This window comes from Sphingobium sp. BYY-5, assembly GCF_022758885.1.
GTDB lineage: Bacteria > Pseudomonadota > Alphaproteobacteria > Sphingomonadales > Sphingomonadaceae > Sphingobium.
In genome coordinates, this window is the sequence record NZ_JALEBH010000001.1 from 2,509,391 (window position 1) to 2,521,614 (window position 12,224).

Annotated in this window: 11 protein-coding genes, 1 pseudogene and 1 other annotated feature; of the genes and pseudogenes, 2 read left to right on the top strand and 10 right to left on the bottom strand. The window is 59.5% G+C overall.

Features of this window, described 5'->3' with window-relative positions:
• Positions 1-97 precede the first annotated feature (97 nt).
• The 6 genes from MOK15_RS12075 to MOK15_RS12100 all read right to left on the bottom strand — a co-directional run bounded on the left by MOK15_RS12075 (position 98) and on the right by MOK15_RS12100 (position 5,551).
• A complete protein-coding gene (locus tag MOK15_RS12075) occupies positions 98-526 on the bottom strand; it encodes an organic hydroperoxide resistance protein (RefSeq protein WP_242931833.1) in 429 nt (142 codons plus the stop codon).
• A 156-nt stretch (positions 527-682) separates the two neighbouring features.
• Complete coding sequence (locus tag MOK15_RS12080) at positions 683-1,597, bottom strand: MBL fold metallo-hydrolase (protein WP_242931834.1); 915 nt, start codon at positions 1,595-1,597, stop codon at positions 683-685.
• 243 nt (positions 1,598-1,840) lie between these two features.
• Positions 1,841-3,874, bottom strand: coding sequence for an ATP-binding protein (locus tag MOK15_RS12085; RefSeq protein WP_242931835.1), 2,034 nt, complete (start codon positions 3,872-3,874; stop codon positions 1,841-1,843).
• Positions 3,871-4,272 carry a response regulator gene (locus tag MOK15_RS12090; RefSeq protein ID WP_242931836.1) on the bottom strand — a complete coding sequence of 134 codons (402 nt, stop codon included), beginning with the start codon at positions 4,270-4,272 and terminating at the stop codon, positions 3,871-3,873. Before MOK15_RS12090 ends, MOK15_RS12085 begins: the two co-directional genes overlap by 4 nt.
• 83 nt (positions 4,273-4,355) lie before the next feature.
• The gene (locus MOK15_RS12095; protein WP_242931837.1) at positions 4,356-5,006 is read right to left on the bottom strand and encodes a response regulator transcription factor; all 651 of its coding nucleotides are present in this window, start codon (positions 5,004-5,006) and stop codon (positions 4,356-4,358) included.
• Positions 5,003-5,551, bottom strand: a complete 549-nt coding sequence (locus MOK15_RS12100; protein WP_242931838.1) for an Rrf2 family transcriptional regulator — start codon at positions 5,549-5,551, stop codon at positions 5,003-5,005. The genes MOK15_RS12095 and MOK15_RS12100 overlap by 4 nt, the downstream gene beginning before the upstream one ends.
• A gap of 397 nt (positions 5,552-5,948) precedes the next feature.
• Between MOK15_RS12100 and MOK15_RS12105 the strand changes: the two genes are divergently transcribed.
• Positions 5,949-6,779: an alpha/beta hydrolase gene (locus MOK15_RS12105; RefSeq protein ID WP_242932736.1), complete on the top strand. Its 831-nt coding sequence runs from the start codon at positions 5,949-5,951 to the stop codon at positions 6,777-6,779.
• Positions 6,780-6,890: 111 nt separating this feature from the next.
• Here the strand turns inward: MOK15_RS12105 and MOK15_RS12110 are convergent, their stop codons facing one another.
• The 3 genes from MOK15_RS12110 to MOK15_RS12120 all read right to left on the bottom strand — a co-directional run bounded on the left by MOK15_RS12110 (position 6,891) and on the right by MOK15_RS12120 (position 9,805).
• A complete protein-coding gene (locus MOK15_RS12110) occupies positions 6,891-7,325 on the bottom strand; it encodes a hypothetical protein (protein WP_242931839.1) in 435 nt (144 codons plus the stop codon).
• Positions 7,326-7,553: 228 nt separating this feature from the next.
• Complete coding sequence (locus MOK15_RS12115; RefSeq protein ID WP_242931840.1) at positions 7,554-8,237, bottom strand: CDP-alcohol phosphatidyltransferase family protein; 684 nt, start codon at positions 8,235-8,237, stop codon at positions 7,554-7,556.
• A gap of 339 nt (positions 8,238-8,576) precedes the next feature.
• Positions 8,577-9,805 (bottom strand): IS3 family transposase gene (locus MOK15_RS12120; RefSeq protein ID WP_242931456.1). Its coding sequence is split into 2 segments (ribosomal slippage): positions 8,577-9,517 and positions 9,517-9,805, totalling 1,230 coding nucleotides; the frame shifts between segments, so codons are not numbered across the junction.
• Positions 9,410-9,524 (bottom strand) — a sequence feature (AL1L pseudoknot). It overlaps the preceding gene by 115 nt.
• A 130-nt stretch (positions 9,806-9,935) precedes the next feature.
• Here MOK15_RS12120 and MOK15_RS12125 point away from each other — a divergent pair.
• Positions 9,936-10,961: pseudogene (locus tag MOK15_RS12125) on the top strand (IS110 family transposase).
• Positions 10,962-11,468: 507 nt separating this feature from the next.
• On the opposite strand, the gene MOK15_RS12130 reads toward MOK15_RS12125, so the two are convergent.
• A complete protein-coding gene (locus tag MOK15_RS12130) occupies positions 11,469-12,107 on the bottom strand; it encodes a helix-turn-helix domain-containing protein (RefSeq protein WP_242931841.1) in 639 nt (212 codons plus the stop codon).
• Positions 12,108-12,224 lie beyond the last annotated feature (117 nt).

Here is a 12,224-nt window from a genome sequence, read left to right on the forward strand (position 1 = left end):
ACGCCGATAGCAGAGCTGATTGATCGGTAGGCTCTCCGCGGCCGGCGACGCCCATATAGTGACCGGGCGATACGATCGGACCGCCCGGCCCAGCGCATCAACCCACGTTGATATCTACGGCAATATTCCCGCGGATGGCATGGCTGTAGGGGCAGATGGTATCCGCCTCCGCAACCAATGCCTGGGCCGCTGTGCGTTCGACGCCAGGCAGAAATACCACCAGCGCGACTGTCAGGCCAAAGCCCTTGTCATCGCGCGGGCCGATGCCGACTGTGGCCTCGACCGCCGCGTCGACCGGGATACGGGGCAGGTTTGCATCCTGCGCGGCAGCGAATTTCATGGCCCCCAGGAAGCAGGCGGCATAGCCCGATGCGAACAATTGCTCGGGATTGTTACCCACGCCATTGCCGCCCAGTTCCTTTGCTGTTCCAAGCGTGACGGCAAAACTGCCGTCGAGCGTTGCGGCCTTGCCGTCGCGACCGCCAACGGCACGGGCTGTCGTCGAATAGAGGATCTTGGTTGTCATGTCGGTTTCCTTCGAAATCATAAGGGGGGAGCACGAACCGCCAGACGCGCGAGGGCGCCTGGCGGTTCGGAGACCATCACGGGGGAGGTTGATGGTCTCTGGGGGAGAAAGGGCTCAAACGCTATTGGAGTGCCCCAGGGTCTTATTACGCGGCGATCAATAGTCCCAGAAACCTGCGACCCAGCGGAAATTGCCTCCATCGCTGGCTACGCGTCCGACCGACGGGAACGGCAAGTGCGTAGCGACCAGCAGTTCACCGCTCGCCGCTGCATCCTGCAGCAGTTGGATACGCACACGGACTGATTCTTCGGGATCATGCTCAAAGCCATTGTGCCAGTCGGGATGGTCGAACCCCACCGGGAAGATCGCATCGCCCGCAAAGGTCAGGCGCTCACCGGCCGACGTCAGGCGCACCACGCTGTGGCCGGGCGTATGGCCGCCGGTGCGCCAGGCAAGCACGCCGGGCGCGACTTCATGTTCCTCCTCGAAGATCTGCAGTTGCCTGCCATAGGCATCCATGAATTGGTTGGCAGTCCTGCGCAGCACATCGGGTACTGGCGCCGGCATGTCCGTCATCGAGAAATCGGGCGACGCCCAGAAATCGACTTCGGCCGCCGCCACATGAATCCGCACGTCGGGCCGCAACTGGTTCTTCACTTCGTCGACCAGCAGGCCGCCGATATGATCCATGTGCATATGGGTGATGACAATGTCGGTCACGGACGACAGCTCGATGCCGGCGGCCTTCAGGCGCTTGGGAAATTGGCCGGCGCGCGGGAAACCGGCAAACTGACCGCCAAGACCGGCATCGACGAGAATGGTCTGCTCGCCGCTGCGCACGACCAGCACGTTGAGCGCCCAGTCGAATGCATCGGGCCCCAGGAACATGTCGTTGAACCAGGCGGCCCGATCAGCCGGCGTGACGTTGGTGGACATCGTCTGGGTCGGCAGCGGCAGCACGCCGTCGCTGACCACCAGCACATCGATCTCGCCAACCTTTAGCGCGTAACGCGACGGGACCAGTTCCTCGAACGCCGCCGGGGCGGCGGGCGTGATATTGTCTACCTTCATGTCTCTATCCTCCTGAGCCGCCCTAATCACGGCACATACGAGGCTATGGGGAGGCACGATCCTGGTCGATTGGGTGGAGGAATGGCCGGAGCCATACTGGAGTATAGGTTTGCTCATTCGCAAAGCGGAACGGCAAACTACCAGAAGCATATGCCTATAAGCCGCCGCGTCCATAACGCACGCAAGGCCCCGCAGAGTGCGATATTTTCTAACGAAAGGCCGTCGATGAGATTGTACGGAGGGCTAAGCTAGCGTTGCGCCACTCGGAATGGTGAAGCGGAACTCGGCACCGCCCAGCGGATGATTATCCGCCATGATCCGGCCGCCATGGGCCATGATGATGGACTGGCAAATTCCCAGTCCGATCCCAAGCCCATTTTCCTTGGTCGTGAAGAAGCCTTCGAACACGCGGTCCAGATTGGCAGCCGATATACCCGGACCGGTATCTCGGATCGAAAAGCACAATAGCCCGGTTATGTCCTGGCTAGTCTCCAGGATAATCGCGCACTCCGACCCTCGCACATTCTCGAGCGCCTGAATGCTGTTCATCAGCAGATTGACGATCACCTGCTGCAACTGGATACGGTCTCCGCGCACCCTAGGAAGACCCTTTGCAAAAATGGTCGTGATGCCGATGCTGCGGGTTTCGATCTCGTGGCGCAGAAACAGCATGGATTCCTGTGCCACCTGGTTCAGATCGAGCATCATCTGTTCAGGCTGATGCTTGGCTGCCATGCCGCGGATGCGCTGTACGATGTCGTTGGCGCGATGTGCGCTCGTGGCGATCCGCGTTGTCAGTTCCTTAACCTTGTCGAGATTGGGCTCGACACGGGCAAGCCAGCGCAGGCTGGTCTCCGCATTGGTCAGGATCGCTGCCAAGGGCTGGTTGACCTCATGCGCGATCGACGTCGTCAGTTCCCCCAGCATGGAAATGCGACAGGCATGGGTGAAATCGGCCTGTAGTTCGCGCAACTGCGCTTCCATCTGAACGCGCGCAGTCACATCCTCTATGCTGAAGATCGTGACGTCCAGTTCGCCTGGAGGGATCGGGTAGGTGACGGACAGTTGCACATCCAACGTGCGACCATCCAGTGTCTGCACCTTGGTTAGTTCTCTATGGCTGGGCTGGCCGTTGAACCGGCCAATCATGACGTTGCGCAAGGTATCACGATTGGCGAGGAACAGGTTGCCGACCGGACGGATCAGATCGAGCGCGCCCTGCCCCCCGAACATCTCGACCGCCCTGCGGTTTACATCCGTCACCGTCACGGTTTCGGCGGCCAGTTCGACCAGTTCGGGATGATCGGCGAGATAGGCGCCGAAATCTTCCACGCCGCTGGACCGAAGCCCCGCATAAATCTTGCCCATATGGCTGGCATCGACCTGTAAAAGGGCCGTGGGCATATAATGGATGAGCTTGCGATATCGTGCTTCGCTTGCCCGCAGATAGAGATAGGATCGGTCGTCGTCGGCGGTGCCGTTCACTGCCACGAATATCCGGTCGACCTTGTCAACCAGCCACAATGTCACCACCGGATCGCGCAATATCCCGTCCGAAGCCAGTTGCCGACGATGGGTCTGCCCCCGCTGGTCGGCGACAACCGCCTCTACGATCAGTTCCCCCAGGGTTGCCCTGCTTTCGATCGGCCAGAACGCTGCGACCGATTGATCGATCATGACGCCCGGCCCGCGATTGCCACCGACAAGACGTGCCGCGCGATCATTGACCTCGATCACACGACAGGCCTGGACCAGCGACAATAGCTGCGCTTCGCGGGCTTCGGCCTCCTGACCAGTCCCGCCGGCCACGACGGCATCAATCCATGGACGCGCGCCGGCAATATCTATCTCCCAACTGGCCGCCATCAGCCTGTCGGGAATATGCCAGTCCGTACCGGCCCTTTCGCCGTCCGTCAGGGCCCGCTGACCATACTCCACGATATCATGCAGCGTGCCGTCGCTGTGGAAACGAACATATTGCCTGATATCGACGACCACATGGCTGTTCGAAAAGCTGCGCCGGCTCACCTGCCCCTGCCATCCACCCTCGCGCAAGAGCAACTGCCAATGATCCTCGTCATCCATCACCCCCTTGGACAGGTCGACGATGCTCCGCCCCTTAACGCTCAGTGCCGGCCAGCCGTACAATGCCTCCGATGCCGGATTCCAATATTGGATCTTGCCTGCGCTGTCGAAGATGATGACGCTTTCCGATGCCAGATCGGCGATATGCAGGTCGGCCTTGATGGCCCCTACGTCCGACACCGCCGGCTTCATGCGTCGGGTTCCTGCGGCAGATCGACACCCTTGTCCTGCAGCGCCCGTCGCAGCGCGTGCAACAGCACACTGTCAGCAACCGGCTTCCCTAACCACGCCTGGGCTCCAACCCCCAGTGAACGTGTGCGGCTCTGGTCATCAACGACGGACGTAAGAACGATGGCGGGTAGATTTTCGCCACGCGCATGAAGATGTTCGAGAAGGTCCAGCCCGTTCATACCGGGCATGCGCATATCGGTGATGAGGCAATCGAAGGATGAACGGCCGATCTCCGCAATGAAGGCCAATGCGTTCTCGAAGGGTTGGCAGGCAAATCCTTCGACCATCAGCAACTCCGACAGGGCATCGCGAATGGCTTCGTCATCGTCCACGATCGCAACGATGGGAATTCTGGACAAGTGGCGCGATCCTCATAGTGGTGGCCCCAGGCCATCGCGGCATATGTCGCCCATTCCCGGGCAATTTGTAACCATACCAAGGTTTAGGCCGACTGCGGCTGGCGCAGAGGTGCAGGCAGGATTTCCCACGCCCGGATCAGTTCGCCCACGGATCCGGCCTGCATCTTCTTCATGACATTGCTGCGATGCAGTTTGACGGTGATTTCCGTAATGCCAAGATCAAAGGCAATCTGTTTGTTGAGCCGTCCGCGTGCCACTTCGCGCATGACCTGTGCTTCGCGCGGTGTCAGCGTCGCAAAACGATCGACATGTTGCTGCACGATGCGCGCCGTCTCGCGCTCTTCCGCGTTACGCTCCACACCGACGATGATGGCATCAATCAGGGTCTGGTCGCGCACCGGCTTGGTCAGGAAGTCGACCGCCCCTGCCTTCATCGCCTGCACGGACATGGGAATGTCGCCATGTCCGGTAAGGAACACGATCGGTCGCGACACTCCGGCGGCCGTCAGGCGCTGCTGCAGGTCGAGGCCGCTTAACCCTGGCATGCGCACGTCAAGGACCAGGCAGGCCGCCCGTTCAAGCAACGGCGAATCCACCAGTTCGCGGGTCGATCCGAAACCATGCGCTTCCATTCCCACTGATAGCAGGAGTTCTTCCACTGCAGTGCGAACATCCTCATCATCGTCCACGATGAGGACGAGGGGCGTTTCATCGGCAGCGCCTGTACTGATCATACTATCGTCCCCTGCTTGTCATGCTTGTCTTCGCTGCGCCTCCCGCGCACGCTCAGTCGGCTATCGAACCAGTCGCTGACCTCTCCGGCAAAGTCGGTAGGTGCCTTGCGGGTGACCGACCGACCAATATCAGCTAGCGAACAGTCCGCCAGCGTGTCGCGCATGGCCTTTTCCGCCTTGAGCATCGCAGCGTGGATCGAGCAGACGCCGCCTGTCGCCCATGATGGTGGCTGTCCTTCGAATATGGCACAGCGTCCCCGAATTTCCTGACAGGGAAAAAGCGGCTTGCGTCCCTCTATAGCGTCCAGGACCTGCAGTAGGCTGATCTGCTCTGGCGCGTGCGCCAGTACATAGCCGCCGCTCAGCCCTTCGGAGGCGCGAACGATGCCCGCCTTTGTCAGCTTTCCGAAGATCTTGATAATCAGGCTGGAGGAAATGCCCTGAAACTCTGCTAAATCGCGGCCACTGCGCGGCCGATCGCCGGCATCGACCAGCCATAGCAGGCAATGAAGCCCATATTCGACGTTGACGGTCAGGTAAGCCATAACGCAGACTATATTGATCCGTGTTCATCTGACAAGCCGGCTGCGCTCCGGTGGAAGCGGCATCTCCCTCCAGATCGTTCGTGCTGAACGAAAGGCCGGTAATCGCTTGATATCGATGAGGCCATATATGGCCTTTGCTCAGGCCAGCCTCATCCTTGGCACAATGTTCAAACCGCCTGTTGCTGCCCGATTAAGGCTTCGGCGCTTTCCTCACGTGAGGACAGGCGCCGAGCCACAAATCTTGCAACGGACATCAGCCATGCCCCTTCTTGAACAATTCATGTTGCAGCGCCGACGCTTTCTGGTTGCTGGCGCAGCCTCCGCAATTGCAGGCAGTATCGGCTGGTCTGCGACAAGCCTCGGCTCGATTTCCTCCCCGAACCAAGGAGCCAATCCGATGAACTTCATCACCGCAAAAGATGGCGCCCAGATCTTCTACAAGGACTGGGGCCCCCGCGACGCGCAACCGCTGGTCTTTCATCATGGCTGGCCACTCACCGCCGACGAATGGGACAACCAGCTGCTTTTCTTCCTCGCGCAGGGCTATCGCGTGATCGCACATGATCGGCGCGGCCATGGTCGTTCGACGCAGACCGACAACGGCAATGATATGGACAGCTATGCGGCCGATGTGGCTGCGCTGGTGGCAGCCCTCGGCCTCAAGGGCGCGGTCCATATCGGTCATTCGACCGGTGGTGGCGAAGCCGTCCATTATGCCGCCCGCGCAAAGCCCGGCGCGTTGTCGAAGCTGATCCTGATTGGCGCGGTACCGCCGGTGATGGTCAAAAAAGACAGCAATCCTGGCGGCCTGCCGATCGACGTCTTCGACGGTTTCCGCAAGGCGCTGGCCGACGATCGTTCGCAATTCTATCTCGATGTTGCTGGCGGGCCCTTTTACGGGTTCAATCGCAAGGGCGCCAAGATCAGCCAGGGCCTGATCCAGAACTGGTGGCGCCAGGGCATGGTCGGCAGCGCGAAAGCGCATTATGACTGTATCAAGGCCTTTTCCGAGACCGACTTTACTGAGGATCTGAAGAAAATTCAGATACCCACGCTGGTCATGCACGGAACCGACGACCAGGTGGTTCCCTTCGCGGATGCGGCTCCACTAGCGGTCAAGCTGCTCGCAAAGGGTATGCTCAAAGCCTATAAGGGCTATCCGCACGGCATGGCCGCAACCAATACCTACGAAATCAATCGAGACATATTGGTTTTTCTTCGGAGCTGATCATGGCAACCGGGGCGGACAATTTGCCGCCCCGGCCACTTAGGGCGGCGCGAACCGACCATTTATCGTCGCTTATGTCATGCTCTGGCACGCCACAAACCGGACGGTGGGTTAGGTCTCACTCTCCGCGTCTTGGCTATCCCGGTAAAGAGCTAGTATTTCTGCCCTGCGCTCATCGGACGAGACATGCACTATCACTGTTTCTGAGAGGTCCACATCGGGATGAGAAGCACAGTTCCCGGCAAACCATAGAGCCTCAGACAACGGTTCTTTATCGTGCCACGTCGTCATCACAAACTTGTCGTCCGGTATCTCCCCGAAATCGAAAGTTTTCAAGACGGCCCAATCCACTGCATCGTGCCATTCTTCGCAGGTTGTGCCCCAAGCGATAAAGTAGAGGCATCCGCTGCTAACGAGCCATGCGGCGACGTCATCGCGCCAAGCTTGGCTTACTGGCCTTTCAGCAATCAAAATTGCCCGGTAGGGCCGAGCTTTCATGTGAGGCACAGGCTGATCAGGCGAGATGTGCAGATAGTCTAGCTTCATCACGCGAGCCTATGTCCGCAATGTGATAAGCTCAACTTAAAAGCCGGCCATCCCCTAACCACCCTCTGCGGCGCTCTCGTCGTATCAACATCGTGGCCGTCAAGACCGAGCGGCTGTTGCAATTTCGGCGGCCGCCTCATCGCCAAACAACGCCGTTTGTCGAGTCGGGTACGTGTTCGCCTGCGTTACCAAGCAGCTAACCGCCATCGCCCCCAAAACACTAATTTTTCATTCTTCGCCGCGCTCGGATCGCGCTAGTCGCCGGCCGGTGGCCAAAGTCTGAATGACGAAAAGGAGAATAAGGATAAATCCGACTGTGCCAACAAACAGGTCGAAGCCTGACAGCCGTCCGAAATATCCTGGACCAGAACCCAGAGCGATCATCATCAGCGTCAGCGCGATGAGCATCAATCGCAATTCGGTCGGGCCTGCTGCGAGATAGGACAGCTTGAACTCTCCCAGCACGCGCGCCGAAAGGTAGGCGTGGATCGAGAGCAGCAGATATCCAGCGAGCGCCACCATGGCGACGTCCATCGTGACGAACGGACTAAGGCCAATGCCGGCAAGGATGAACAGTGTCGCAAGCCCATCGCAGCTATGATCGATGAAATAGCCATAGGAAGGACGTTCGATGCGGCGGAAGCGAGCTATGCTCCCATCCATTGAATCCCCAAACCATTGGACGACATAACCGACGATGGCGAGCAACAGCCAGGAGGAATGTAGATTGCTCCCCAAGTAGCCTAGAAAAATCATGCAGGCGCCGATCATGCCCAAGGCCGTCAGGCGATCAGGCGTGACGTACGGCGGCATTTGAGCGCACAGCCAGTTCAGTAATTTCCGCTCTTTCGTTGCAAGCCAATTTTCTTGAATACGGGAAAGGGCGGCTGAATTCTGCAAAGGAATTGTCATAGTCCCTTATGAAGCCGTCGGTCTCAATGGGCAATGTGGGAATGGCATTGCCTCCAATTGCTTCCGAGGCATTTGTCTGATGGCGGTTTCCGACCGAGGCTGTGTAGAAACGCTGGCGGACGGCATGGTAGCGCAAGATTGATTCACCGATGATCGTTTTCGGATTCTTTCTATGCGCGTTACATGTCACACGGATTCCGAAGTTGTTCATTTCGATCGCGACGAAAGCGTTTTCACACATGGGGTAATCGCGGGAGCGAGTCGCTGAAGATGACCGCGCAAGGTCATGGAAGCAGGGGTTGAAGCGTCCCGGGTTTTCTGGAGGCTGTGCAGTTTGACTCAGGCAGCCATATCGAGGGTCTCAATGGCCGCATAGTAGTTAGCTTCGGCCTCGGCGGGTGGGATGTAGCCGAGCGGGCCGAAAAGGCGATGGTTGTTGTACCAGTCGACCCAGCTCAGCGTCGCCATTTCCACCGCCGATGCGCTTGGCCAGGACCGCTGGCGCCAGATGACCTCGGCCTTGTAAAGGCCATTGATCGTCTCGGCCAAAGCATTGTCGTAACTGTCGCCGACGCTGCCGACCGAGGGCACGAGGTTGGCCTCCGCCAGGCGCTGGGTGTAGTTCATGGCGAGGTATTGCACGCCCCTGTCGCTGTGGTGGATCAAGCCGTCATCCGGGCCGGGTCTGCGCGCATGGATCGCCTGCTCAAGGGCATCCAGAACGAACCCGGCCGTGGCTGAAGTACTGACCTTCCAGCCCACGATGCGCCGCGCATAGGCATCGATCACGAAGGCCACGTAAACGAACCCTGCCCAGGTGTGGACATAGGTGAAATCGACTACCCACAGGGCGTTCGGCCGGTCCACACGAAACTCCCGGTTCACCTTGTCGAGCGGGCATGGCGCCTTGGGATTGCTGACGGTCGTGGTCGTCTTCTTCCCTCGACGAATACCGGCCAGCCGCATGCTACGCATCAGTCGCTCGACCGTGCACTTGGCGACATCAAGGCCCTCGCGCCGCAACTGATGCCAGACCTTGCGCGAGCCGTAGAGTCCGAAGCTGGCCTCGTGAACGCGCCGGATCTGCTCGCACATGTCGTCATCCCGGCGCGCACGGGCGGAACGCTTCGCCGGATCGGCAAGACGGGCCGCGTGTTCGTGATAGGAGGACGGGGCGATCGCCAGTTCGCGGCAGATCGGCTCGATACCCAGGTCCTCGCGATGGACGTCGATGAACGACATCATCATCTCTCGCGGCGGTCGAGCTCCGCCATCGCAAAATATGCCGACGCCTTGCGAAGGATCTCGTTGGCTCGACGGAGCTCCTTGACCTCGCGCTCCAGCAGCTTGAGCCGGGCCTTATCATCAACACCCTGCGCCGCTGGTGCCGCCCGTCGGCCTGCCTCCGTGCGGCACCAGCGGCGCAGCGTCTCGGCCGTGCAGCCGATCTTCGAGGCAATCGAACTCATCGCCTCCCATTCCGAGCCGTAATCCGCACGGTGCTCGCCAACCATTCGCACCGCTCGATCACGGACCTCAGGCGAAAATCTGTTTCCCATCTTGCTCATACCGGATGCTCCTTCTCACAGTTCGGAGCCTCCGGAAAACCCGGGACGCTTCAGGTGGCTGCTCTTCGATAAGATGAAAGTACGGGCTCACGACTGGACGCCGGGCCCAAGCATCTAGCGGAGAACAGCCATGGAAGAGTATATCGGATTCGACGTGTCGATGAAAGAGACCGCCGTTTCTATCCGCCGTGACGGTAAGCGGATTTGGCGCGGCAAGTGCGCCTCAGACCCCAAAGTTTTAGCGGACCTGGTCCGCAAGCGGGCGCCGCATGCAAAGCGTGTCGTATTCGAGACGGGTCCTCTGTCGGTATGGTTCTTCCATGCGTTGCAGGCAGAAGGTGTACCTGCGATCTGCATCGATGCGCGCCACGCCAAAGCTGCCCTGGACATGGCGCCCAACAAGACCGATGCGAACGATGCTGACGGACTGGCCCATCTGGCTGAGGTAGGTTTCTTCCGGGAAGTTCGCGTAAAGGGCTTTGAGAGCATGCTCTCGCGCACGCGCATAGCCGCACGCAATAGGCTGGTGAGGATTTCAGTGGAGCTTTTCAACCAGATCCGCGGGTTGATGAAGACGTTCGGCCTAGTCGTCCCTTCCGCCAAGGGAGGTAAGTTTGACGAGCATATTTGCCGTTTACTGGATGGGCGAGCTGACCTTGCACCTATCCTGATGCCAATCCTTGAGGCGTGGCGAGCTATCCGGGTACGAGCAGCAGAGCTTGGCCGTCAGCTCCTGGCTGAGGCACGGCAGAGCCAGGCATGCCAACTCCTCAGTCGATACCGGGCGTCGGCGCCATCACTGCGACAGCGTTCACCAGCGCCATTGAGGATCCTGCCAATTTTAAGAAATCACGATCTGTCGGCGCGTGGATCGGTCTGACGACCCGACGTTACCAATCAGGTGAGGTCGATTATGATGGCCATATCTCCAGGCGCGGCGACGCTCATCTGCGCGGCCTTCTCTACGAAGCGGCAACCGTCATCATGACGCGTGCAGCGGCAAAAAGCAGTCTGCGAACCTGGGGGGCTCAAGCTGCGCGAGAAAATCGGCTTCAAGCGCGCCGCTGTGGCTGTGGCGCGTAAACTGGCAGTTATCATGCATGCCATGCTCGTATCTGGAGAGCTTTTTGAGAGGAAAGCAGACATTACCATCTAACATTATCCAGCTCACACGCCCGATAGCGTGTAGAGGCGTCCTTGCCAGGACGTGGCTGAACCATTCCGCCTAGGCTGTTGCACTTCCCTTGTTGGAATGTGCGTTTTACACATTGGAAGGTTCTCCCGCGAAGCCCCATCATGCGGCAGCCGATGTTGACCGCGACGACGACAGTGCTCCGGGCAGGTTCATCTCTCTATGCTTTTTAGGGCTTGCAAATTGGGCCGCTATTAGACGACAGCCTCGACCAAAGTACGTCGTTCTGCTGCAAGCGGTGAACGTCCACTTACGCTATGACCAGTCATTGAAATCGGTTCAAACTTCCGGTGACAAGGGGATGGATGACGCCGATCGTCCGTCCTACATAGAAAAGGCGGCCCGTGATTTCTCACGAGCCGCCCCGGACGGTTCAAGCCTCGGAGACCTCTCCCCGTTCATGCTGGCACATGGGCGGGGCTGTTACCTGATGTACGAGGCGCGGGAGCGGGTGAGGCCCGCCCTCGGAACCTACGCCTTGCGGCGATGCTTAGGCAGAGCGACGTTCTTCCGACGCGCGCGATTTTCTTCCTGGACGGCCGTAAATTCCGGCTCGAGTTCCTTCAATCGGGCCACCAGACCGCTAAGATCATATTCGTTGCTGGTCTTTCCGCGTCCCGGCCGAGTGCGACCAATCCGCGCAACCAGGCCGGCCGCCTCTAGCTCTGCAATCTGGCGCTGAATCTGGCGTTCACTCATGCCGATGCGATCCGACAGCAGCTTTTTAGCCGGATATGGCTTGCGCTCCGGGTCCCACCAGAAATCGGCCAACTGCATGATGACATTGAACTGCACCGTGTTGATGCCAAGGCGGGCCTGCGCCCACATCAGCAGCGAGGGCACGATGCAGAAGCCCAGGTCCATCACCGGCTTGCCGTATTTCTTTTCCGACGCCTTACGCGTGTCCACCTTTTTTGCCGCCGCCGCGAGCTGGACGATGGAGGCACCAGGCATCGGGGGCACGCTCGCCAAAGGCGGGGGCGGCGGTGCAGGCGGTGCAGGCGGTGCCGCAACGTTCTGCGACGGCCAGGCGAGCGGAGCAGCTGGAGCCGGCGCAGGCGGCATAAGCTGGATAGGGGGCGGGGGCGGTATGTTCGGCGTGTCGGTCATAGTGCGTTTCCTCGATGACCGGGATATGGCACCAAAATTTGCGATTTCAAAGCGCGCCGATAGGACATAGAAGTCCGATCGCGCATGGACATTCACGACCTATCGGGACCAGTCGCC

Bases quoted from the DNA above. Each gene is read 5' to 3' on its own strand.
- MOK15_RS12075 (WP_242931833.1), bottom strand. From the start codon at position 526: ATGACAACCAAGATCCTCTATTCGACGACAGCCCGTGCCGTTGGCGGT.
- MOK15_RS12080 (WP_242931834.1), bottom strand. From the start codon at position 1,597: ATGAAGGTAGACAATATCACGCCCGCCGCCCCGGCGGCGTTCGAGGAA.
- MOK15_RS12085 (WP_242931835.1), bottom strand. From the start codon at position 3,874: ATGAAGCCGGCGGTGTCGGACGTAGGGGCCATCAAGGCCGACCTGCAT.
- MOK15_RS12095 (WP_242931837.1), bottom strand. From the start codon at position 5,006: ATGATCAGTACAGGCGCTGCCGATGAAACGCCCCTCGTCCTCATCGTG.
- MOK15_RS12100 (WP_242931838.1), bottom strand. From the start codon at position 5,551: ATGGCTTACCTGACCGTCAACGTCGAATATGGGCTTCATTGCCTGCTA.
- MOK15_RS12105 (WP_242932736.1), top strand. From the start codon at position 5,949: ATGAACTTCATCACCGCAAAAGATGGCGCCCAGATCTTCTACAAGGAC.
- MOK15_RS12110 (WP_242931839.1), bottom strand. From the start codon at position 7,325: ATGAAGCTAGACTATCTGCACATCTCGCCTGATCAGCCTGTGCCTCAC.
- MOK15_RS12115 (WP_242931840.1), bottom strand. From the start codon at position 8,237: ATGACAATTCCTTTGCAGAATTCAGCCGCCCTTTCCCGTATTCAAGAA.
- MOK15_RS12130 (WP_242931841.1), bottom strand. From the start codon at position 12,107: ATGACCGACACGCCGAACATACCGCCCCCGCCCCCTATCCAGCTTATG.